Genomic DNA, 23,327 nt, shown 5'->3' with positions numbered 1-23,327 from the left:
TTAATAAAATGAATGAAAACTTTTTGCTAAAAAATTAGAAAGCGAAGTAGACAAAATTGCAATAATAAATCCGACGATAGATAATAAGATTAATTTTCTCCCCCGAAGTTTTCCCCACAACTTACTGAGGATACCAATTCCGTAAAGAAGCCAGACTATTAAAGTGCCAACAAGTTTTGGATCTGTATAAGAAAAATCAGGAAAAGCAGTCGGCAGCCAAATGATACCAATTGTAATTGCGATTGTAAGCAGGCAGAATCCGATTACTGCTGAGTAGAAACTTAATTTTTCAAGAATTTCGAGCGATGGCAAACGATTAAAAACCAAACCAAATCTATTATACTTTAAATCTTTGTAAAGAGTTAGATATAAAAATCCATAAACTGCCGAAATAGTAATTCCGGAGTATCCAATCAAAGCACTAAGTACATGAGAGCCAAGCAGATTATTACGAAGCACTTCTTTAACTATGAGTAAATCCTGAATAAAAATAGTTGAAATTATTTGGAAGATAATTGAAATGATGATAATAAATGGGCCGGTTCCTCTTATATCAGTTACTAATTCTAAAATGAAATATGAAAAACTAATAGCGAAAGCAAGCACAGTAAATATTTCGAATACATTAGTGATTGGAGGGTGGTTAAATTCAATTGTACGCATTAACAAGAACGCTGCATGCAAAAGTAAAGTAAGAAACAGAAACAGCCGTTTTGAATTTGTAAAATGTTTTGTCCCTTTCATAAAATCATATGTATAAATCGAAAAAGTTAGTAAATAACTGAATGGAAGAATACTATTTATTATATCTATGACAGTTTTCATTTTATTAATTGTTTTTTAGTGATCACTTAATTAAGTGCTAAAATAAAATCAAGCTGTTGGCGGGGGTAATTCTTTACCGCAATATCTGCAAACGACAGCTTTAGCTTTAATAGTTTCGGCACAAAACGGGCAGACTTTGGTTGCCTCATCAGGTGAGTAAGAATCCGAGCGAAGTTTTAGCTGATAAATTTTATATTCTTCCTGTGCGGTGGTAATTGCGTCCTTTAATTTATTTGGGTACATAAGAAAAGAATAGTTTGTCATCCCCAACTCAGCAGCTGTCTGAATTTGAACGTTTCCATATTTCATAAGTCTTCCTAAAAAACTTTGTTGATAGGAAGTGTTATTTATTTTTTCCAGTGGACTCTCTTTTGCTTTTATCGAAAATACCCCTTCCTCATCAATCACTCTCAAATTAGTAACAACCCAAACATCGTAAAGTCTTTCGAAATATTTATAAACAAAAAAGCCAACAGCAAACAGTACTAATAAAAGAAAAATAATATTTTTAGTCTCTGCTGAGAAATAAAAGTATAAACTAAAACCGGAAATAAGCAGCGCAATTAATGCTGCAGGAACCAGTACGAGCCAATGTTTGTAAGTTTTGAAAATTATTTTTTCATTGGTTTTAAGCAGGGTTCTCATAATTATTCTCTTCCGAAATATTTTTAATAGCAAAAAATAGCTGATTGCAATGTAAATTCATACTGAATGTCGTTGGATTATCGCAGTGAATCGAATTGTAGAAAAAACTGCTATACGTTCACACATTTTCTATATGCATGAGTAGTTGGTGAATTCCAAAATATTGAGCGTAAAAATTTGTAATCATATAGTTCACTTACGCAAAAGTAATAATTATGTCATTCCGGGGCCTTGCCATCGGCACGACAACAGAGTATCATGAATTATTAAATAAAAAAGGCAGCTCCGCATAAAAATGCAAAACTGCCTTTTCGTCTCACGTTTATCGTCTAACGCTTGTCCCTATGGGATTTTACATTGACGTCTGTAATTATTTCTGCAGCAGCATCTTCTTCACTTCTTTGAGATTCTGCGAGCCATCAGAAGAGACAGCTTCGATTGAATAGAAATACATTCCAGAGGCAAGATTGCCTGCATCGAAAGTAGTTTGATACTCACCAGCAGTTTGAGTTTGATTAACAAGCTCGCTTACTGTTTCACCAAGCATATTGAATACTCTGAGTCTCACACTTCCCTCAAAAGGAATGGAGTAAGAAATAACTGTGCTTGGGTTGAAAGGGTTGGGATAATTTTGGGAGAGGGAGAATTCTTTAACACTTCCGAAGTTAATTTTATTAACTCCATAGTATGAATAAGATACAACGCCTGTAAAAGCAGAAAAGATAGGCTGTAAATCTTTTGCTCTCATTTTATATTCTACAAATCCTTCTCTGTGTTGACCGGTGATTTCAAAACCATTGTCAACATAAGATGAAGTACTAGCGCTAACATTATCAGTTAATAGCTGCCAGGTACCGGCAGGTTCGCCTAATGGAGATACTTTACGATGAATTTCATAAACCACATCTGGTCCATTTATTAAACTCCAGGTTAGTTTAGGATGATTATTATATGTTGTGCCTGTAAAGTTTGTTGGTGTAAGGGGGGCTTGGTCATCGTAAATATAGCGCAATTTATATTGATTGTGTCCTGGTAAATTATCTAACCATATTACGTGCACATCATTTCCAGAAGAAGAGATATTTAATACTTCAAAGATTGGTGAAAGATCTGGATTCGTAAATACTAGATCGATATCTGAAGTCCCACTACCATTACCTTTCGCTCTATTTAGACCATACTCTGCTACACCATCAAGTAGCTGACCCTCTGAAAAAAAGACTGTGTGAGATACATTGTTCGCAGTGGTTGTTGAAAAAGTTTTATAAGTTTGATTATATGGTTCAGCAAAGCTATCATCAATGTGTAAATTATCAGTCTTACGTCGAATGGTGTATTGGAAGAAATGATCGGTTGATCCGATAGCATAATAAAAAAAGATATATGAATTATCAACCATAAAACCAGTTGGGGAGGAATAATCGGAAGTTGTAAATGCAGTTTGTGGGCTGCTGGTTACCCAACTATTATTTGCAACATTAAACTCTCTCCATCGCCCCTCGTTAGAATTAGCTTTATCATATAAAAAATAAACCCTATCAACGCTCCCTAAATACCAGGCAATAATGCGAGGGAAATAACCAATTTCGCTGTTTGAAACGGATTTCTCGGATGACCAATATGTTCCATTCCAATTTCGGTATTTAATTAAACCCGAGACTTCATAAACAACGTGTAGTTTACCGTTTGACATTACAGATTCAATTTGTGATGAATTGCTATTCGAAGGGTTTGGCGAGATATAGTCCCACGAACTGCCACCATTTGTGCTAACTTTAGCTGTTAGAGTTGTTGCCTCATAATTTCTGTAAACAATATATAAATTAGAAGCATCACCTGAAATACTTGGCGAAACAACTGGCGTACTTTCAAGGTAGCTCTCAATTTGGGCAGAATCAGTTGCGATGCCATTTGCATTCATTCTGAAATATTTCAACTCTGTTTTTCGTTTTATAATGACGTGGTTTCCATAACCATTCGTGAAAATATCAACATCAGGCTGAGTAAATTCTGTACCGGTAAAAACATTTGTTTCTTTAATGGTTGTCCAGTTAGGTGCTTGGGAAAAAATCGCAGATGATAAAAGTATTACTATTAAAATTGCTATTTGTTTTACAGAATAGTTGATCGCCTTTTGCGAATTTATTTTTGCTAACATTTAAAACTCCATTTTTATTTTAATAAAATTGTTTTGATTGATTTTATCGAATTCTTTGTTTGTAGAACAATTAGATAAACACCACTTGGTAGTGGACCACCATTTTTGTTAATTGCTTCCCAGCTTATTGTGTAGCTGTTGGGAGTAAGATCTTTTTCTAACAGCGTTGTTATTTCTTTCCCTAAGGTATTGAAGATTTTTATTTGAACTTTTGATGTCTCATTTAGTTGAAAACTTATAGTACTTGTTGCATTAAACGGATTTGGATAACTGCTGATAAATGTATCTTGAAAAATTTGAGAATTCTCATTTTCCACCCCGGTGGTATTCGATTTACGGAGAATATAACTAAAAGCATATACGATCGGTTCAACATATTTACGAAATGGCAGGAGCAAATCCTTCATTCCGTCCCCGTCCAGATCAGCAATGGCAACTGGATAAAATTCAGCACCTATTTGTGTAGCCTCGCCTAATTTGGCATATAACAATTTGTAAATATGTTCTCCGCTTGAACCGACAAACTTTAGAATAAAGATATTATTACCGCTGGAAATTATCAGTTCTTCCTTTCCATCATCATCAATATCCGCTGCCTGAATATAATTTGTCCCGAGAGAAACCGAATATCTCAATTCTATTCTTGCTATAGGATGATAACTATTATCAGAGTCTGATTCATAACATTGATAAGTAGTAATTCCATCAAGAAGATTTTGACCACCAATCCAGAATTCTGGTTTACCATTTCCGTCAATATCATTTGTTACTGTTTGCATATACGCATCTAAGGAAGGAAATAAGAATTGACTAACAAGTGAATATTGGTTCTCATTATTATTTTCTATTATGTATATATTACCATTTCCTGTACTTGAAACTAATTCAGTTTTCCCGTCTTGATCAAAATCGCCTATTGCAAAACCCGATGGGCATTCACCTTCAGTTACTTGCTCGAATACCGTAACAAAATTATTTATGCTATCCCTGAATTCACCTAAAATAATTCTTGGGATACCACCATCATTGGCACTAGTAAATGCACAATCAGTTATTTTATTTATATCAAAATCTCCAAATGTCATATCATTTATTTGGAATTGGTTATTATAGTAAAAGATGAAATCGAAATTTGTCGGCAATTGCCCAAACGAATCGCCTTTATAAACCGTTCCACTGTTTGTTATTCGGGATCTTAAATATATCTCCTTTCCCACAGGGTTATGAATATCACCTAAAGCATGTACAAAAATAGTTGTGGAATCATATGTAAAAATATTCTGATATATTCCAGTTTCATTAGATTCAAATACCTTTACTGGGCCACCATATGGTTGTGACCCAAGTGTGGAGTAATTGCTATACCCATATAGCTCGGGCAAATTATTTTTGTTTAAATCATCAATAAGTACTGGAAAAAATTCTGTGTTTGCTACCTCAACCTCTTGCCAAAACTTAAACATACCAGCAAATTTTGTTGTGTCTATTTCCCAAACATTTATTATAGTTGTGTCTATACCGTTGTCTATCTCATTTAACTTTTCGCTCTGATTAAAGTTAAATACTCTTTGAGAACCGTCTCTGTAAGTGAGTTTATAAATATTTGGAGAAGTTTCTTCAACCTTTCCGCGGCGTTCAACAAACTTTTTCAGTTCAGCTTCTTTGTTAAAAGTGTTTTGCTGTGCAAGACACAGACCATTTATAATAAAAATCAGGACAATAAATATTTTGCTTTTCATTTTTTACCTTAAAAAATTCTTAGGGAAAGAAAACACTGTTAGATTAACGTCACATTTCGACACGCTCAATGTGACAGTTGGATTTCTCAAGCTACGTAAATCCGGTGGGGAAATGTACAATGCAGAATTTAGAATGTAGAATGGTTTGGAATGGTATGTAAACTGCAGGCAGTTCATACAAACAAAAGTCTAATGTGAAAAAGAATAATTCAATTCCAATCCGCAATTGCAGAGAGAGAGAGCTAAATATCGTGCCAAGAAATTATTCATTTTCTTTTCCTCGGTGAAAACTTAAACAAAATCAAAGTGAATGTAAAGTTATTTTTTTAAGGTGAGTTGTTGAATTGCCTGTCGCTATGTGATCAAATCTCCCTTCAAAAAAACTTTGGGGTTTTTCTAATCCTCGAAGGTTTCAATTGGTTCGATTCAACAAAAATTTGTAATTGTTTTCAATTTAATATTGATCACATTGTTATTCTCAATTTCAAGAAATATCGAAGTTTCAATTCTATTATTTGATAAAAATATTTAATAATAATTGTTTTAATCAATGATTTCAGCATGTTTTTATTGGTATAGTTTTGGCTAAGTATGGGAACTTAATTCTTGTGGAAATTTTAACAATTCTAATGGAAATAAAATGGAAAGAAAAAAAGTAACAATAGACGGTAATGAAGCTGCAGCTCATGTTGCATATAATACAAATGAAGTAATAGCAATTTATCCCATCACCCCTTCTTCAAATATGGGCGAATGGTGTGATTCGTGGATGGCTGTGGGAAGAAAAAATATCTGGGAAACGATTCCGACTGTAAAAGAACTCCAAAGTGAAGGGGGGGCTTCAGGCAGTGTTCATGGCGCACTTCAGACCGGAGCGTTGACGACAACTTTCACCGCTTCGCAGGGATTACTTTTGATGATTCCCAACATGTTCAAAATAGCAGGCGAACTTACTTCTACAGTATTTCATGTTTCTGCAAGATCAATTGCAGCACAAGCGCTTTCGATCTTTGGTGATCATAGTGATGTTATGGCTACTCGTTCAACTGGATTTGCAATGTTGTGTTCGAACAGTGTTCAGGAAGTAATGGACTTTGCACTGATCGCTCAAGCATCAACACTCGAAGCACGCGTTCCATTCTTACATTTCTTTGACGGATTCAGAACATCACACGAAGTGATGAAAATTGAAGAACTTTCCAAAGAAGATATGAAAGGAATGATTGACGATGATCTTGTTAGAGAACATCGCCTTAGAGGTTTGTCACCAGACAGACCTTTCATGCGCGGTGCTGCACAAAACCCCGACGTTTATTTTCAAGGAAGAGAAACTGTCAATCCATTCTACAATTCCTGTCCCGATATTGTTCAGAAACAAATGGACAAGTTTGCAAAATTAGTTGGAAGACAATATCATCTGTTTGATTACATAGGTGCTGCAGATGCTGAAAGAATTATCGTGATGATGGGTTCGGGTGCAGAAGCCGCAGAGGAAACAGTAAACAATCTTGCTGCAAAAGGTGAAAAGGTAGGGTTAGTTAAAGTAAGATTGTACAGACCATTTTCTTTAAGTCATTTTATTAAAGCATTGCCAAAAACCACAAAGTCAATTGCTGTGCTCGATCGTACAAAGGAACCCGGAGCCGGAGGTGAACCACTTTATCTGGACATAGTAAATGCGATTTCAGAAACTCACATTAATGGCGATCTTCAATTTGCTTATCCCAAAATAGTTGGCGGACGCTATGGCTTATCTTCAAAAGAATTTACACCAGCAATGCTTAAAACTGTTTTTGATAATCTAAGTCTTAATAAACCAAAACACCATTTTACAGTTGGAATCATTGAAGACGTAACGAATACCAGCCTTGATTTTGATCCCGCCTTTTCGGTAGAATCTGAAGAAACATTTCGCGGACAATTTTATGGGCTTGGTGCAGATGGAACGGTTGGTGCAAATAAAAATTCGATAAAAATTATTGGCGAAGGAACAGATTACTTTGCCCAGGGTTATTTTGTTTATGATTCGAAAAAATCAGGCTCGATGACTATCTCCCATCTTAGATTTGGTCCTAAAAATATTCAATCAACCTATCTTATTAATAAAGCTAACTTTATTGCCTGTCATCAGCAGGAATTTTTGGAAAAAACCGATATGCTTCGACAAGCAGCACCTAATGCAACTTTCCTCTTGAACACAAAGGTTCCGAAAGAAGAAGTTTGGGATTCACTTCCTGAAAAAGTTCAAAGAGATTTAATTGAAAAGAAGATGAAGCTTTTCATTATTGACGCTTACACAGTTGCCAACCAAACAGGGATGGGTGTTCGCATCAATACAATTATGCAGACTTGCTTCTTTGCAATTTCAAATATTTTCCCGAAAGAGCAAGCGATACAATTAATTAAAAACTCGATTAAAAAAACTTACGGAGCGAAAGGCAATAAAATTGTTCAAATGAATTTTGCTGCTGTTGATCAAACGCTCGATAATTTATTTGAAGTAACAGTCCCAAATAAAATTACAAGCAGGAGACAATTGCAGCCTGCAGTTTCTGCGAATGCTCCAGCTTTTGTTCACGTAGTTACTGCAAAAATGATTGCAGGCGAAGGAGATCTTTTGCCCGTAAGTAAAATGCCGGTAGATGGAACCTACCCCCTTGCAACCTCACAATGGGAAAAAAGGAATATAGCTCTCGAAGTTCCTGTCTGGGATCCCGAAACTTGTATTCAATGCAACAAATGTGTTATGGTTTGTCCTCACGCTACAATAAGGGCAAAAGTTTACGAAGAAAAATATCTGGAAAATGCTCCTTCGGATTTTAAATCAACAAAATTTAAATCAAAGGATTACGGTGACGGTATGATTTACAGCCTTCAAGTAGCTGTCGAGGATTGTACCGGATGCGGAATCTGTGTTGATGTTTGTCCTGCGAAGAATAAAAAAGAGACGAAGTATAAAGCAATTAATATGAATGAGCAGTTCCCTCTGCGCGAACAAGAAAGAGCTAACTGGGATTTCTTTCTTAACATTCCTGATCTCGATAGAAAAAAAGTGAACGTTGGAAAAATAAAAGATTCGCAATTCCTTCGTCCGCTTTTTGAATTCAGCGGTGCTTGCTCGGGCTGCGGTGAGACTCCCTATGTAAAATTAGTCAGTCAGCTTTTTGGCGACCGCGCAGTGATTGCAAACGCAACCGGCTGTTCATCAATCTATGGGGGAAATCTTCCTACCACCCCCTGGGCTGTTGATGCAAATGGAAGAGGACCTGCCTGGTCAAACTCGTTGTTTGAGGATAATGCAGAGTTTGGTTACGGTTTTAGAATAGCAATTGATAAACATAGCGAGCGCGCTAAAGAATTGTTAGTAAAATTTGCTTCCGAGATTGGACAGACACTCGTTGATGAAATTATTAGTGCAAAACAAAATGACGAATCCGATATTTACGATCAGCGTGAACGAGTTAAAGTATTGAATAATAAATTGAACGAATTGGTTAAATCAACCTCTAATGGAAAATCAAACGATTTAAAAAATCTTTTAAGTCTTTCTGATTACCTCGTAAAAAAATCCGTTTGGATTATGGGAGGTGATGGATGGGCTTATGATATTGGTTACGGTGGATTGGATCACGTACTTGCTTCAGGCGCAAACGTAAATATACTTGTGCTTGACACTGAAGTATATTCTAACACAGGCGGGCAATGTTCGAAATCTACTCCTCGAGGGGCAGTAGCAAAATTTGCTGCATCCGGAAAACCGCAAGCTAAAAAAGATCTGGGTCTGATGGCAATGGCTTATGGAAATGTTTACGTAGCAAAAGTTGCAATGGGCTCAAATGATCAGCACACATTAAGAGCATTTCTTGAAGCAGAAGCATATGAAGGTCCATCATTAATTATTGCGTACAGCCATTGTATTGCTCACGGAATAAATATGGGTACCGCAATGCAGAATCAAAAAGCAGCGGTTGATTCCGGTTACTGGCAGCTTTACAGGTATCATCCGGATTGGGAAGCCGAAGGAAAAAATCCATTTAAACTTGATTCTAAAGGATTGAAAATTCCTTTGAAAGATTATGCTTATCTCGAGACTCGATACAAAATGTTGACCAAATCTCATCCTGTTGAAGCTGAAAAATTGATTGCAGAAGCTCAGGATGATGTAGTTCAAAAATGGAAACATTACGAACAGCTTGCTTCTTTGGGCGCAGAAGAAAAGACAAATCAAAAATAATCTATATGAAAATAAATTTTAATATCAGGATAATTATATGAGCATTACAACTGAATATCTCGGACTAAAACTTAAATCACCTATTGTTCCTTCTGCAGGACCACTTTCTCATGAAATTGAAAACATCAAGCAAATGGAAGATGCCGGCGCGGGTGCTGTAGTTTTGTATTCGCTCTTCGAAGAGCAAATTGAACACGATGCTCTCGAACTTCATCATCACACAAGCGTTCACTCTGAAAGTTTTGCCGAAGCAACAAGCTACTTACCCGAACCATTTGATTACAAACTTGGTCCGGAAGAATATCTTGATCACATACGAAAAGCAAAACAGGCAGTTGATATTCCAATCATAGCAAGTCTTAATGGTAAATCAGAAGGCGGGTGGATAGATTATGCAAAAAAAATTGAACAAGCCGGTGCCGATGCACTTGAGTTAAATATTTACAGACTTGCCACCGACATGATTACACCATCATTTGATATTGAAAAGTCGTACATCGATATAGTTAAGTCAGTTAAAATGAATATTAATATTCCTGTTGCTGTCAAAATGCATCCATTCTTTACCTCAGTTAGTAATATGGCTGACCATCTTGATAAAAATGGAGCTGACGGTTTGGTATTATTCAATAGGTTTTATCAGCCCGATATTGATCTTGAAAAACTTGAAGTAGTTCCAAATGTTTTATTAACAACGCCGATGGAAATGAGATTACCACTTCGCTGGACTGCAATTCTTTACGGCAGAGTTGACGCTGATCTTGCGGCAACAAGCGGGGTTTACACCGAAGAAGATGTGATCAAAATGACAATGGCGGGGGCAAAAGTTACACAAATGCTTTCTGCTTTATTAAAATTTGGAATTGGGCACATTGCAGATGTAATCAGTAAACTGCAGTACTGGATGGAAGCAAATGAATATGAATCTCTCGATCAAATGCGCGGCAGCATGAGTTATAAGAGTGTTTCTGATCCTGCAAAACTTGAGAGATCAAATTATATGAGAGCATTAAATACTTATAAATAGACTTCAAAATAAGCCGTTGTAGTTTCGAGCATTTTTTCTTAGATCCGATTCTACTACCCACACTCAATTAAGCAATTTTCCGGGTCGCACGCCCGGAACTGCAGCGGCTCCCTCTTTAGGATACTCACTTGTTATAAAGATCACTTTTACTTAGGGTTTTTGTATTTAATTTGAAATAAAAAATTAGGCAAATACATGGCTGTTTTCTTTTCGATATTTTTTATTCTCTACTCACTTATAAATTATTACATCTTTATCCGGGGCTGGCAGGCAATTTCAGCCATAACCTTCCTTAAACCATTTTATATTTTTACATTTTTATTATTTGCTTTTGGATATCTTGCGGCGAAATTTCTCCATTCTTTTCTTCACCCCCTTTTGTATGATTTATTTTTGTGGATTGGTTCGTTCTGGTTTGCTTTCATTCTTTATTTAACACTATTTATTTTATTTATTGATTTAGCACGTGTTGCGAATTATTATTTAGGAATTTTTCCAACCTTTATCAACAGCAACTATGAGCTATCAAAGCAAATTGCTGCTGCGGTAGTTTTGTTTTTGTCAAGCACAATAATTTTGATTGGGTTTATTAATTCAACAAACTTTAAGGTTAAAAATCTTTATCTAAATGTTGATGGAAAAAATGCAAATCTTAATCAGTTAAATATTGTGATGCTTTCAGATATTCATCTTTCCCCTTTGAATGGCGAGTCTTTCTTAAAACAGATTGTCGAAAAAGTAAATAAACTTAATGCGGATATTATATTAATAGCCGGTGATGTTGTTGACGACAAACCCCACATCTTAACTCAAAGAGGAGTTGGGAAATCACTGAATCGGTTCAAATCTAAGTATGGGGTATATGCTTCCACAGGAAATCATGAGTATATAAACGGTGGAGAAGAATCGGTAAAATATTTAACTGCAAACGGAATAAAGGTAATGCGTGATTCTTCGGAAGTTGTCAACAACAGTTTCATTCTGGTAGGAAGAGAAGATGTTAGTAAACAAAATTTTACACAAAAACGCCGTAAATCATTATCTGAAATTTTGAATAGTTCAACGGAAAACTTACCTGTAATATTACTTGACCACACCCCATACAAATTAAAAGAAGCACAAGACAATCGGATCGCTCTTCAATTATCGGGACACACGCACAATGGGCAAATGTTTCCTATCAATTTAATAACCAATTTAATTTATGAATTAAGCTGGGGGTACATGAAAAAAGGCAGCACTCATTATTATGTATCGTCTGGTGTTGGTTCCTGGGGTCCGCGGGTTAAACTTGCAAGTGATGCTGAGATCGTTAATATTAAGTTGAATTTTACGAATTAGAACTGCATTAATAAATCAGAAATTATTTTCAGCAAACCACCTATCATTTCTTTAATCCGCAGAAAGAATATTTCAGCACTTTCATAATTAATCAAACTACTTTTAGGCAGTAGTTTATTGAATCTTGATTGTTCAAAAGATTCTTTTTCTTTTCACAAAGTTAGATTTATATTTTGAAAGCATTAATAGCAAATTCGGATTTAGTAAATAATTATCAGGATGAAATTCTGAAATCTGAGAAATCAATTCATTCGCGGAAAAAGATTAGTTGTAAAAGAGCATATTGGCTAAGTCAATTTTTTGGCTGGAGTTTTTTTGCTTTCATCAACATTATTGTTACAGCTTTTCTTGGCGAGTTAAACTGGCAGCGAACTATTATTGCGCTTTACATGATTCAGCTTGGAATAAGTTTCACTCATATTTACCGGGCACAGATAAAAAAAAGTAATTGGCTCGATTTACCACTCAGAAAAATTCTACCGAGAACAATTCTTGCAAGTTTTATTATAGGCGCTTTAATTTATGGGTTCATTCTTGCTGTCGCACTTTCAACAAACACATATTCTTCGGACGAGATAAAACCAATCTCCCCCTTTATTGGTGTCTTTAATATGAGCAGTGTAGTTTTTGTTTGGTCGCTGATTTATTTGTCGCTTCACTATTTTGAAAATTATAAAAAAGTAGAGATAGAATCATTGATATGGGAAGCGGCAGTAAAAGATTTTGAACTAAAAACTCTTAAGTCGCAGCTCAATCCACATTTTATGTTTAATGCATTGAACAGCATAAGGGCACTTATTGAAGAAGACCCTTCAAACGCAAAAGATGCGGTAACGCGGCTTTCTAATATTTTAAGATACTCATTAAAAATAGAGCGTACAGAAACCGTACCGCTTGATGACGAAATGCAAACCGTGAAGGATTATCTCGCACTTGAAAAGATCAGATTTGAGGAAAGACTACATTACAAATTGGAAGTTGATCAGGCGGTTAAAAATATTGAAATCCCTCCGATGATGATTCAAACACTTGTTGAAAATGCGATCAAGCATGGAATTTCGAAACAGCCTGGTGGGGGCAGCGTAACTGTTACTGCTTCTAAGGCAGAAAATAAAGTTATTATTAGAATAAATAATACCGGGCATTTTGACGAAGAGTTATTTCGCAGTTCAAAAGGCTTTGGAATTAGTAATACGAAACAAAGATTAAATCTTCTATATGGAGAAGATGCTTATTTAAATATTTTAGCATTAAATAAAAATGAAGTACTAAGTGAATTAGTTATTCCAACCGGAGGTAAAAAATGAAAGCTTTAATAATAGATGACGAACGCCTTGCACGCACTGAATTGAAAAGACTTCTTGAACCATTCAAAGAAATAAATGTTGTCGGAGAAGCTGTTAATGCTGACGATGCGTTAAATAAAATCACCGAATTAAATCCGGATATTATTTTCCTTGATATTCAAATGCCCGGCAAAACAGGATTTCAACTACTTGAGGAACTTGACAGTGTCCCGATCGTGGTGTTCACAACTGCTTATGACGAGTACGCTTTGAAAGCATTCGATTTCAATGCAATGGATTACCTTTTAAAACCAATTGAACCAAAGCGTCTTGAGGATACGGTTAAAAAAATTCTGGAAAAGCAAAAAAAACAAATTGTCTCTCAATTGGAAGCCCCTGCCCTTACCGAAAACGATCAGATATTTGTAAAGGATGGGGATAAATGCTGGTTTGTAAAACTTTCTACCATCCGGTTGTTTGAATCCGAAGGAAATTATGTGCGTCTTTTTTTCGATGAACATAAACCGTTGATTTTGAGAACGCTTAATTATCTTGATGAAAGATTAGACAACAAAGCGTTTTTTCGGGCAAATCGAAAACACATTATTAATTTAAAATGGGTAGAAAATATAGAACCCTGGCTTAACGGCGGTTTGCTTGTAAAGCTAAAAGGCGGGCATAAAATTGAAGTCTCGCGCAGGCAGGCAATTAAATTTAAAGATATGCTCAGTCTTTAATTTTTCGGGCTTCGAATAGAAAATCGTAAACCAGCAGCAGAAAAAACGGCACATATTCTATTGCAAGCACAAATCCATATTCGCGCCATTCATTGCCAAGCGGAGAAAAGTTCGTAAGGTTTATTGTAAATAACAAACTCATCACAGAAAAAAAGTTTACAAATGGATTTAGAACTGCAAGCCAGCCAAGATACCATGAAAAAAGTGTGGTTGATAGAATTGCCCAGCATAGAAAAATATAAAACCCCGCCTTTGAAAAATCTTTATATGTGGATGAGATGTAAACAACTAATGAGATAAAGATAATCCCGCAAATCATTCGTGCAGTTTCACTGTTGCTGAACAGCACCTTAAATGAATTGTAAATTGATCCGTTAAATTCCCAGTTGGATAAATAAGTCGAAAATGCTGTAAATGTTGAAAAACTTTCATCAGCAAATGGCAGGTAAAAGATTATTGAAACAAAACTAAAGATGAAAATAAATAGGACTGATTTATTGATCCCGGCTTTTCTAAAAATCAAAGGCAATAAAAATATTCCGATCAGTTTTGATAAAAATGAGAGTGCAAGAAAAACGGATGCGCCCGCAAATTTTTCCCTTTCAATAAAATAAACTGCGATAATCAGAAACATTATTCCAACCGGATCAAGATGAACATTCACAAAATATTCCATAATCGGCAATGGAAGCCAGGCATAAAGTATTATTCTGTTTAAATTTATTTTTTTCAAGTGAAGAAGTTTTAATAAAAATATTAAAGTGAAAAATTCACAAATAAAATAAATTAACTTTAGCCCGAGAAGATTATCTTCTGTTAAAATGTATGCCGTCGCAAAGACTAATTGAGAAAAAGGCGGATAAATTGCCGGAATATTTTTATAAGTGACTTTAGTGTAATTAGAATCCTGAAGTGAACTGAGTACATTTGAGTTCGGGGGAGTGGTAAATGGATTAAAGCCGTTCACAACAACTTTACCTTCCCAAACATATCTGTAAACATCATCCGATGTAGAAGGGGTGGATGGAAAAAGAGTTAATCTGAACAGCAATCCAGTTACAATAATAAAGAGCGGTAGTTTTAATTTGAACTGCTCATCTGAATTTATAGAAATAATTTTCGAAAATAACTTTAGAATTTCACTGTCGGTTTTTTCGTTAAATGGAACTCTTTTGATTATGAGCCAGGAAAAGAAAAATATTAAAAAAGCTTCAAAGTAAACGAACATGTAAAGTGGAATACTTTCTTTACCCTCCGAATTAAAAGCAAGGATCAAATAAAATATTTCAGTTAGAATTGCAGCGAGGATTAAAAATATAAATATTTTTTTTTCTGTAATGTTATAGCGGAAACTAAAAACAGACATCAGAATAATAGTTTAATTAAATAATTCCCATGATAGACCAAAACGAATATTCCTGTTTGGCATAGGATAATATGGCGTAATAAAGTAGTCGTTGTCGAATAAATTTTCCCAAGTGAAATAAACAGTTGCTACCTTTTGAATTTGACCAGCAAGCGTAAAATCAAGTTTGTAAGAGGGATCAACAACCAAATTAAAAAACTGATGGTCAGTGATTATTTGCTTCCCGGTATAGTTAAAAACAAATCCTGTTTTTATGTCCAGGTTAGAATCAAATGCCGATCCTATAAAATAGACCCCACCTCGAAAAGTTGCATCAGGTACATCAAGAACATTTGCCCCTGTATTCGGGTCGGAATTGTGATAAAAGCTTGTCAAAGTTTCAAGAGAAAAACTCCAGAGATTAATATTTGCATTAAGTGAAGCACCGATAAAATCATTACTATTATAACCGGTGTAATCTATCATCGGATAAATGGTTTGGGTGTACCTATTATTCATGTTGAAAAATTTTAATTTTGCGCTGACAATTTTATACTCGGCTTCAACACCAATTTCTTCGATGATCATTTGTTTCCACTCAGTAAAATATTGATCGAATGACGAAATGCCCAGATAAATTTTAATTTCATCAATAATTCTTAATGCCACATCTGCTCCATAACCGAAAAGATTTTTATTATAAGTCAAAGGATAATTTGCATCGGAGCTTTGGTTTTTTATTCTTGAAAAGAAGGAAGGAACAATAGTGCTATCAAATAAATAAAATGAACCGATTGCAGAAAATGAAATTGAATTAATATTCAGTGTATCTTCATTGAAATAGGGCGGAACGACATTTATGTCGCGTAAAATTTGTTTCTCATAATTTCCAAATAAAATCAATTTCCAAAAACCGTATTTCAAAGTTTGTGAGGTGCTTATGCCGATTACTTTATTCTTGTTTGTTAATTTATTTTCATAAGTGCTCAGCGGTTCATAATCTTCATCGAGCGTAAATTTATAGTAGAGCTGGATATCAGAACGTCCCCACCCTTCAAAATCAGCAAGGGTGCGTAATGCGAAATGATGCTGGGTAGATTTTAGAAATCGCGTGGGGTATTTTACCGGCGCAAGTACATTATCGTACAATATGTTGTTTATATCTGTCGAGTAAGTAGCTATGCTGTCTACATCAACCCCACCATTAAACCCGGCTACTGATTTAATATGATAGTAGCTTCCAATTAAGTTAATTGAGTTGGATAGAAAATATTTAACTTTTACACCTGCACGCCAAAGGCTAAAATCAGAATTAACATATCTGTTATCCACTTTTTTGTTTGAAACATCTGCAGAAATGTTAATTCTTTTAAAAGCATTTATACTGAATTTACCATCTACAAAAGCTTCGCCAAACGGTCCTTCGTAATACTTAATTCTAGTGAAAGGTTGTTTTGAATAAATATCTTTTTCAATAAAGTTGATCGCAACAGGATTAAGTTCTGCTCCGTATAAAAATCCCCTGGGTAGATTTATTACTTCGATTGAATCAACTGATTCTGTTTGAATATGATTCAGATCAGTTCGCAGATTAAATCTGTTATTAAAGTAAATTCCATCGTTCATATAAGTTGCAGCAGAGGAAGGTACACCACACAAATATATTTAATTCGGCAGCCCGATAAACACGAGATCTTTAATAAAAGTAAAAGGAAATATTCTCAAGAAATCACCGGCATACCGGTAATCATTGAATGTGATATCTTTATTATTAATGAAAAATGAATTTTCCGAAAAACATTTTAAATTAAGCACAATAAGTGAATCAGGTTTTAATCTTACCAATGAAGAGGAGTCAGTCAAAGAAGAGTCGCTGACAAAAGTAGTATCATTAGGCAAACTTTTAAAAATGGAAAGCGAATCCTGCTGTGCATAAATACTGCTGATGGTAAAGATGAAAACGAGAAAAGAAAAATTTTTCATTAAATGAAAGTACCGTTAAATTTATTTAATAGTGTTGTGAAAATACTTAAATGAGATTTAAGCCGCAAAGTAGTATTTGTTTTACTACTATAAACAGGCTTCAACATAAATATGCCGGTAAAAATTTATTCGAATAATTCTATTAAAACATTTTCTTTGAGACAAATTATCTTTATTTTAACCATTGAAATAATTATTCATTAATTAAGGAGAGGCACTATTTATGGCTTACAAATCAATGACCAAATCCCAGATAATAGATCATCTAGCTAAAAAAACCGGAACAACAAAAAAGTTATCTGGTGTTTTTCTTGATGAAATAGTAGGCTTAGCTTATAGAGAAGCTAAGAAAGCATTCGTGATTCCCGGCTTAGGCAAATTACTTGTAGTTCAAAGGAAAAAAAGAATGGGCAGAAACCCAGCCACCGGCGAGACAATGGTTATACCAGCAAAGAAGGCATTGAAATTCAGAATTGCTAAACAAGCTAAAGACGCTGTTCTGAAATAATTCAACTGCAGGCTTTTATTAAAAAGGGATTGACTTAATTATCAATCCCTTTTTTCTTTTTAAATATTGTTGATGATATGGATTATTTCATGGCAATTATTATGAAATTACTTCACCAAAATCATCTTCTTTGTCTCAACAAAACCACCGACCCGTAACTGGTAATAATACACGCCGCTTGAGAGGCTGATAGCCTGTCCTACGTTGAACTCAACTTCGTAAGTACCGGGCTGCTGTGTTTCGTTTGCGAGTGTTGCGATTTCATTTCCAAGTACATCGTAAACTTTCAATGTTACATAAACGTCACCCTTCGACAAGCTCAGGGTGACAGTGGGGATTGTATATTTTATTTTTGTTGAAGGGTTAAATGGATTCGGATAGTTCTGCTCCAATGTAAATTCTGTTGGTGAAGAGATTTCAACTTCAACTGTGTTTGAGTATTCGAAGCTTCCATCAAAGTCTATTTGTTTTAATCTGTATTGATATTTTCCTGCAGGAAGATTTTCATCAATGAAAGAATAATTCTTTGGTTCAGTGGTAGTTCCAAATCCGGGAACGAAAACAACAACACTCCATTCCAGATTGCTGACAGAAGACTGCGGACTGCCGACTTGTTTTCTTTCAATCTCAAACCCGCTGTTATTTGTCTCTGTTGCTGTTTGCCAGTTAAGCGAAGCGGAGTTTTGCGTTGCAGTTGCGGTGAAGGATGTTAGTTCTACCGGAACAATTGCAAAGGTCATCAATCGTATATCATCAATATACCATCCATCTCCGGTAACAGATTGATCGGATTGGAAATAGAATCTGAGCTTAACACTTTGACCAATAAATTCAGTTAGATCTATATTTTCTACGACCCAGGTTAGCTGCGAACCATCGTACAAAGGTTCATCAGGCGGTTGAAAAGTCCCTGTCCCGGGATTTGAGTAAAGTCCTTCGAGAGCAGTCCAGTTTGTTCCACCATTAGTAGAAACCTGAATTTGTCCATAGTCCCAATCATTTTCAATATCCCATTGAGTGTAAAACTCTAGTGAAGCGCCCAAAATATTTGAAAGGTTTATTTCATTTAAATAAGTAAAAGTCGCCGTTGTATTACTCTGATAATTGCCCGAAGGAGATTCAGTAAAGGAGTAAGGAGCGGAAACAAATTTCTGAGTTGTAATATTCCACCCGCCTGTTGACTGCCAATTATTTGTATTATTAGCCGAATCAACCAGAGCAAAAGTAACCGGGGCAACGTAGAATTGGAATGCATGCGGCGGTGGAGTATTTCCCGGTGGATTAAACCCGCCTCCACCAGTGGGAAGGGTTACCACAACTGACGAATTATCATCCTGTGCTGCCAAATAATACTGCACAATTGTTCCAAGCTGCTGAGCAGGGATAATAAAACTATACTCTGTATTACTCATTAAAGGAGTTCCGGCTATCTCAATAAAATCAGAAAAACCTCCCCCTGTGCTTGTGCGGTAGTAAAGTCGCGGACCCGAAATTCCACTTCCAATATTTAAACCTGTAACTATGTTTGCTGTTAATTCCATATCCTGCGAATAATCAATTGAAGCAAAAGGCGTGTGAATAATTTGCATATTCAGGTTAAGCGCAAATGAGGCAAGTGTAGCAAAAGCAAGTTTTGCAGACTTTAAATAGTATGCTTCATTAAAATGAATGATAAGATCATTGACACTATGATAGTAAGCATTAAAGTCTGCATCATCTTCGATCAATAAAATTGCTCCATAGCCGGCATTCCAGAATGATGCGTGATCGCTATATTCTTCGCCGGGATTATATTCAACAAGGTTGAAGTTAATCCCGTATTGAATATTTGCTTCAATCATTTTATCATAAAGTTCAAGCGAAGTTCCAACATTTCGCGTGTGAATATTAGCGACCATATCGTTATCAGAATCATAAGCTATCATGTCCATATTTATCACACCGATGATTGAATCTCCGGACGAAGCAGCTTGATTGGCATAATAATTACTTCCTACCAGCCCTTGTTCTTCTTCATCCCATAATGCATAAACAATGGTAAAAGGAAATGTGTACTGCGAAAAAATTCTTGCTGCTTCCAATACGGCTGAAGTCCCACTTGCGTTGTCGTCTGCTCCGGGGGCTGTTGAGCCTGAAGGCATGTCATCATAGTGTGCACAGATAATATATTTTTGATTGGGTAATTCTGACCCCACCTGAACGCCTAAAACGTTTTTACCGGTTGAACTGAAAGATTGAATAGAAGTTGTTAATCCGTAATACTGAAGTTTTTGTTTAATATAAGTTTCGGCGAGAGCGTTGCCGGGCTGATATTTATTACGGGAAACTATTGTTTGTAATGTCCCATTGATAATTGTTGGAACATTGCCGGATAATTCCTTTACAAAATACATCAGCGAATCCTGATTGGCTGAATCAACTATTTGCTGAACGATGGGTGACTGAGAATGAAGATTGAATTGAAGTGCTATCACGGAGAAAACCAGGAGTTGAAAAATTATTTTCATACTATCCCCTAAAGATTATGATTGTAAATGATTTATTACTAACTAAGCAACTTTGAAATTGAGTTACAATAGAATATTTACTATCAAAAATCATACGACTGCGAGCAGTCGAGGTCGGATAGGTTTAATGATTTAATTCGAGTTATTTCTTGACATTAGTAATAATCAAATCTCAACCCGGATAATTTTTCAATCCTCTTTTCTCACTTATAAAAATATTTACTAAACTATTGCTATGAATGAACAATAACCCTTAGAAATACTTCGATAAGATTAACGAGTTCATTTTCAACAGAGATGCCTCTATCACGTCCGTACCAAAGATGAAGGGCTTTTCTTCTTTCATCTTTATCAATACCATCGGAAATCATTTTGTCGAACAGTAATTTTGCCTGCTGCGGGCGAGGTCCCCACTGAAAAAGTTCATCTCCATTTTCGTTAAAGGAAACTAATTTTGGAATACTTTTTTTGCCTCCTCCTTCCAAATACAAATTCATAATTTCCGGATGTTCATCTCTAAAAAGAATTTTTAGTTCAATATAATTCGAAAGATTTGTTAGTGCCGAAATTATTGGTAGGTTTTGTGCAGAATCACCGCACCAGGTTTCGGATATGATCATCCATATTTGCTTTGAATTGATTTGTTGAAATTTTTGAATGCTCTTCTCCGAAGGATGAAAATGTTTATCAAGCCGATTAGTTCTTTGCAAATTCAGTTTTCTGTTTTGAATTTGATTTTTTTCTTCCTCTGTCGCCAATTCATCATTATAATTTTGAACTTGCCGCATTAAAATACTTTTATAATCCGCATACGATATGCCGGTTTCACTAATTGTTTTTAATAGATTGGTACTACTCATATAATTTTTTTCTTCGTGTTATTTCAAAAATAATTTCGAACAGTTTTTCTTTGTCTTTTTTTATTGATTATTAATACTAATTTTGTAACAGTAAATTTAAATAAACTAAGTCCATGACAACAGAGATTAAATTATTTTCAATAGCAGAGGCTAATCGCACACTTCCTTTAGTCAAAAACATTGTTCGCGATATTCTTGACAACGCTGCAGAAATGAGGTTGATTGCAGAAGAACTTGCTGGTAATCTTGACGAGGATTCACGAATTAAAAAACTTGCTTCTGAAATTGACGGCTTTATGCTTGAGCTGGAAGAAATTGGCTGTTACTTTAAGGATCCCAATTTTAAAATAGGCTTAGTTGATTTTCCTTCAATGATAAACGGAGAGGATGTTTTACTCTGCTGGCGAAGTGACGAAGATGAAATTAAATACTATCACGATCTTGAATCCGGGTACTCCTCAAGAAAGCTTATTCCTCCCGAATATTTCGCCTGATCACACTACATTTTAAAATCAGCAGACACTTCAGTTGATTCGCCTGTCGAATTATCTTTTACATGAAAAGTAGCTTTGTAATTTCCGGAGGTGTAGGTAGAATCAAGAACAAACTGAACCTCTAATGGTATATCAATAAATTCTTCATCCTTAGAAAAATCCTGCTTGTCTTCATAAACATTTTTAACAACTTCACCGGAGGGTTTTGTTAGATCAACCGAATACGAAATAGCAGCAACAAAATATTCGCCGTCTTCTTTTGAGCCATCCCTTTCACCCGTGTGCTTGCATTTACTTCCCAACTGCCGCCCAAATCATAAGCAAAAGCTTCGGCACTAAATGCTTCAAACTTTGTTTCTTCTTTTCCGCAGGAAATAAATAACACTGCCGTTGTAAATACTATTATAATGTTTTTCATAATATTCCTTTTTTTACTTTTAAAAATATTTTTCTGTTATTCTCTAAAAATTAAACGGTAAAAATTATTTTTTACCGCCTGGAATTACAAGTAATCTTATCCATTCTTCTTTTGAAAATCACTCATAAAAGCCACAAGCGCCTCTACTCCTTTAATTGGAAACGCATTATAAATTGATGCACGCAATCCGCCAACAGAACGATGACCTTTCAATCCAATGAACCCGGCTTTTGTTGCTTCATCAATTAGTTTCTTTTCTAAATCTGGAGTAGCAAGATTAAATGTAACATTCATTAAAGAGCGCGAATCTTTTGCTGCGTGCCCTTTATAAAATCCATCACTGTTATCAATTGCATCATAAAGAAGTTTCGCTTTTGCTTTGTTGATTTCATACATCTTATCAAGTCCACCTATGATTTAAAAGATATTTTGTAACAAGTTTGATGATATAAATTCCAAAAGTATTTGGCGTATTATACATCGAATTATTTTCTGCCTGGATTTTATAATTAAGCATTGTGTGCAGAGAATCCTGACTTCGTTCAAGCATATCTTTTCTGATAATAACAAGTACAACTCCCGATGGTCCAATATTTTTCTGAGCACCGGCATAAATCATAGCGTATTTGCTCACATCAATTTTTTTGTGAAGAATATCTGATGAAGCATCACAAACAAGCGGAACGTTTCCAACTTCAGGTTCGCTCATCCACTCAGTTCCGTAAATTGTATTGTTGGATGTAAAGTGAACATAAGAAGCATCAGGATCAAGTTTCAATTCGCTTTGTTTTGGAATGCGTTTAAAATATTTTTTATCTCCTTCACCTTCTTCAGTGGATGCGGCAACATTAACAGTTCCAACGCGCTTTGCTTCTTTAATTGCTTTCTTGGACCAGCTTCCTGTTGAGATATAATCTGCTTTATTTTTAGGAGGCATTAAGTTTAAAGGCACCATTGAAAACTGGAGACTTGCGCCGCCCTGTAAAAATAAAATTTCATAATTATCAGGAACATTTAACAATTGTTTGATTCCACTTTTAGCATCGGCAAGAATTGCATCAAAAGTTTTTGAGCGGTGAGAAATTTCCAGGATAGACATTCCAACTCTCGGAAGAGTAAATAATTCTTTTTGTGCTTCAAGCAAAACTTCTTCCGGTAAAACTGCCGGACCAGCATTTAGGTTATAGATTCTTTTTTCCATGATATTTTTTCCTTTAAGT

The 23,327-nt window shown here is 35.3% G+C and carries 18 protein-coding genes and 1 pseudogene; 7 read left to right on the top strand and 12 right to left on the bottom strand.

The window, feature by feature from the left end:
• The 4 genes from ccsA to IPH11_07435 all read right to left on the bottom strand — a co-directional run bounded on the left by ccsA (position 1) and on the right by IPH11_07435 (position 5,367).
• Entirely contained in the window at positions 1–825 is an 825-nt protein-coding gene (gene ccsA, locus IPH11_07450) for a cytochrome c biogenesis protein CcsA (GenBank protein ID MBK6913493.1), read from the bottom strand.
• Positions 826–873: 48 nt separating this feature from the next.
• Positions 874–1,470 (bottom strand): PH domain-containing protein, encoded by a 597-nt coding sequence (locus tag IPH11_07445; protein MBK6913492.1) that lies wholly within the window; start codon positions 1,468–1,470, stop codon positions 874–876.
• Between the two features lie 370 nt (positions 1,471–1,840).
• Positions 1,841–3,628: a T9SS type A sorting domain-containing protein gene (locus tag IPH11_07440; GenBank protein ID MBK6913491.1), complete on the bottom strand. Its 1,788-nt coding sequence runs from the start codon at positions 3,626–3,628 to the stop codon at positions 1,841–1,843.
• A gap of 14 nt (positions 3,629–3,642) precedes the next feature.
• Positions 3,643–5,367 carry a T9SS type A sorting domain-containing protein gene (locus IPH11_07435; GenBank protein ID MBK6913490.1) on the bottom strand — a complete coding sequence of 575 codons (1,725 nt, stop codon included), beginning with the start codon at positions 5,365–5,367 and terminating at the stop codon, positions 3,643–3,645.
• 640 nt (positions 5,368–6,007) lie between these two features.
• Here IPH11_07435 and nifJ point away from each other — a divergent pair.
• From nifJ to IPH11_07410, 5 genes are all read left to right on the top strand, one after another.
• Entirely contained in the window at positions 6,008–9,601 is a 3,594-nt protein-coding gene (gene nifJ / locus IPH11_07430) for a pyruvate:ferredoxin (flavodoxin) oxidoreductase (protein ID MBK6913489.1), read from the top strand.
• A 37-nt stretch (positions 9,602–9,638) separates the two neighbouring features.
• Positions 9,639–10,628, top strand: coding sequence for a dihydroorotate dehydrogenase-like protein (locus IPH11_07425; protein MBK6913488.1), 990 nt, complete (start codon positions 9,639–9,641; stop codon positions 10,626–10,628).
• A gap of 195 nt (positions 10,629–10,823) precedes the next feature.
• Positions 10,824–11,969 (top strand): metallophosphoesterase, encoded by a 1,146-nt coding sequence (locus tag IPH11_07420; GenBank protein ID MBK6913487.1) that lies wholly within the window; start codon positions 10,824–10,826, stop codon positions 11,967–11,969.
• 173 nt (positions 11,970–12,142) lie between these two features.
• Positions 12,143–13,276: a histidine kinase gene (locus IPH11_07415; protein MBK6913486.1), complete on the top strand. Its 1,134-nt coding sequence runs from the start codon at positions 12,143–12,145 to the stop codon at positions 13,274–13,276.
• Complete coding sequence (locus IPH11_07410) at positions 13,273–13,992, top strand: response regulator (protein ID MBK6913485.1); 720 nt, start codon at positions 13,273–13,275, stop codon at positions 13,990–13,992. The genes IPH11_07415 and IPH11_07410 overlap by 4 nt, the downstream gene beginning before the upstream one ends.
• Here IPH11_07410 and IPH11_07405 read toward each other — a convergent pair.
• Genes IPH11_07405 through IPH11_07395 form a run of 3 tightly spaced genes read right to left on the bottom strand, consistent with a single transcriptional unit; the run spans position 13,982 to position 17,320 of the window.
• Positions 13,982–15,358, bottom strand: a complete 1,377-nt coding sequence (locus IPH11_07405) for a hypothetical protein (protein ID MBK6913484.1) — start codon at positions 15,356–15,358, stop codon at positions 13,982–13,984. The two genes, IPH11_07410 and IPH11_07405, sit on opposite strands and share 11 nt — an antisense overlap.
• 12 nt (positions 15,359–15,370) lie before the next feature.
• Positions 15,371–16,963: a hypothetical protein gene (locus IPH11_07400; GenBank protein MBK6913483.1), complete on the bottom strand. Its 1,593-nt coding sequence runs from the start codon at positions 16,961–16,963 to the stop codon at positions 15,371–15,373.
• 39 nt (positions 16,964–17,002) lie between these two features.
• Positions 17,003–17,320: a hypothetical protein gene (locus IPH11_07395; protein MBK6913482.1), complete on the bottom strand. Its 318-nt coding sequence runs from the start codon at positions 17,318–17,320 to the stop codon at positions 17,003–17,005.
• Between the two features lie 223 nt (positions 17,321–17,543).
• Here IPH11_07395 and IPH11_07390 point away from each other — a divergent pair, with 223 nt between their 5' ends.
• Positions 17,544–17,828 carry an HU family DNA-binding protein gene (locus IPH11_07390; GenBank protein MBK6913481.1) on the top strand — a complete coding sequence of 95 codons (285 nt, stop codon included), beginning with the start codon at positions 17,544–17,546 and terminating at the stop codon, positions 17,826–17,828.
• 107 nt (positions 17,829–17,935) lie between these two features.
• On the opposite strand, the gene IPH11_07385 is transcribed toward IPH11_07390, so the two are convergent.
• Positions 17,936–20,335 (bottom strand): M28 family peptidase, encoded by a 2,400-nt coding sequence (locus IPH11_07385; protein ID MBK6913480.1) that lies wholly within the window; start codon positions 20,333–20,335, stop codon positions 17,936–17,938.
• A 233-nt stretch (positions 20,336–20,568) separates the two neighbouring features.
• A complete protein-coding gene (locus tag IPH11_07380) occupies positions 20,569–21,195 on the bottom strand; it encodes a thioredoxin family protein (GenBank protein MBK6913479.1) in 627 nt (208 codons plus the stop codon).
• Between the two features lie 113 nt (positions 21,196–21,308).
• Here IPH11_07380 and IPH11_07375 point away from each other — a divergent pair, with 113 nt between their 5' ends.
• A complete protein-coding gene (locus IPH11_07375) occupies positions 21,309–21,689 on the top strand; it encodes a DUF2203 domain-containing protein (GenBank protein MBK6913478.1) in 381 nt (126 codons plus the stop codon).
• A 5-nt stretch (positions 21,690–21,694) separates the two neighbouring features.
• Here IPH11_07375 and IPH11_07370 read toward each other — a convergent pair whose 3' ends face one another.
• The 3 genes and pseudogenes from IPH11_07370 to serC all read right to left on the bottom strand — a co-directional run bounded on the left by IPH11_07370 (position 21,695) and on the right by serC (position 23,308).
• Positions 21,695–21,991 (bottom strand): hypothetical protein, encoded by a 297-nt coding sequence (locus tag IPH11_07370; protein MBK6913477.1) that lies wholly within the window; start codon positions 21,989–21,991, stop codon positions 21,695–21,697.
• Entirely contained in the window at positions 21,898–22,107 is a 210-nt protein-coding gene (locus IPH11_07365) for a hypothetical protein (protein MBK6913476.1), read from the bottom strand. The genes IPH11_07370 and IPH11_07365 overlap by 94 nt, the downstream gene beginning before the upstream one ends.
• 96 nt (positions 22,108–22,203) lie before the next feature.
• Positions 22,204–23,308: pseudogene (serC, locus tag IPH11_07360) on the bottom strand (3-phosphoserine/phosphohydroxythreonine transaminase).
• Positions 23,309–23,327: the final 19 nt, after the last annotated feature.

This window comes from Ignavibacteriales bacterium (assembly GCA_016709155.1).
Taxonomy (GTDB): domain Bacteria; phylum Bacteroidota; class Ignavibacteria; order Ignavibacteriales; family Ignavibacteriaceae; genus JADJEI01.
The sequence above is the reverse complement of the archived record's forward strand: the minus strand, read 5'-3'. Positions and strand labels throughout refer to the sequence as shown.

What these genes read in the sequence shown, in the direction of transcription:
- ccsA (MBK6913493.1), bottom strand. Translation starts at nt 825, where the DNA reads ATGAAAACTGTCATAGATATAATAAATAGTATTCTTCCATTCAGTTAT.
- IPH11_07445 (MBK6913492.1), bottom strand. Translation starts at nt 1,470, where the DNA reads ATGAGAACCCTGCTTAAAACCAATGAAAAAATAATTTTCAAAACTTAC.
- IPH11_07440 (MBK6913491.1), bottom strand. Translation starts at nt 3,628, where the DNA reads ATGTTAGCAAAAATAAATTCGCAAAAGGCGATCAACTATTCTGTAAAA.
- IPH11_07435 (MBK6913490.1), bottom strand. Translation starts at nt 5,367, where the DNA reads ATGAAAAGCAAAATATTTATTGTCCTGATTTTTATTATAAATGGTCTG.
- nifJ (MBK6913489.1), top strand. Translation starts at nt 6,008, where the DNA reads ATGGAAAGAAAAAAAGTAACAATAGACGGTAATGAAGCTGCAGCTCAT.
- IPH11_07425 (MBK6913488.1), top strand. Translation starts at nt 9,639, where the DNA reads ATGAGCATTACAACTGAATATCTCGGACTAAAACTTAAATCACCTATT.
- IPH11_07420 (MBK6913487.1), top strand. Translation starts at nt 10,824, where the DNA reads ATGGCTGTTTTCTTTTCGATATTTTTTATTCTCTACTCACTTATAAAT.
- IPH11_07410 (MBK6913485.1), top strand. Translation starts at nt 13,273, where the DNA reads ATGAAAGCTTTAATAATAGATGACGAACGCCTTGCACGCACTGAATTG.
- IPH11_07405 (MBK6913484.1), bottom strand. Translation starts at nt 15,358, where the DNA reads ATGTCTGTTTTTAGTTTCCGCTATAACATTACAGAAAAAAAAATATTT.
- IPH11_07400 (MBK6913483.1), bottom strand. Translation starts at nt 16,963, where the DNA reads ATGAACGATGGAATTTACTTTAATAACAGATTTAATCTGCGAACTGAT.
- IPH11_07395 (MBK6913482.1), bottom strand. Translation starts at nt 17,320, where the DNA reads ATGAAAAATTTTTCTTTTCTCGTTTTCATCTTTACCATCAGCAGTATT.
- IPH11_07390 (MBK6913481.1), top strand. Translation starts at nt 17,544, where the DNA reads ATGGCTTACAAATCAATGACCAAATCCCAGATAATAGATCATCTAGCT.
- IPH11_07385 (MBK6913480.1), bottom strand. Translation starts at nt 20,335, where the DNA reads ATGAAAATAATTTTTCAACTCCTGGTTTTCTCCGTGATAGCACTTCAA.
- IPH11_07380 (MBK6913479.1), bottom strand. Translation starts at nt 21,195, where the DNA reads ATGAGTAGTACCAATCTATTAAAAACAATTAGTGAAACCGGCATATCG.
- IPH11_07375 (MBK6913478.1), top strand. Translation starts at nt 21,309, where the DNA reads ATGACAACAGAGATTAAATTATTTTCAATAGCAGAGGCTAATCGCACA.
- IPH11_07365 (MBK6913476.1), bottom strand. Translation starts at nt 22,107, where the DNA reads ATGAAAAACATTATAATAGTATTTACAACGGCAGTGTTATTTATTTCC.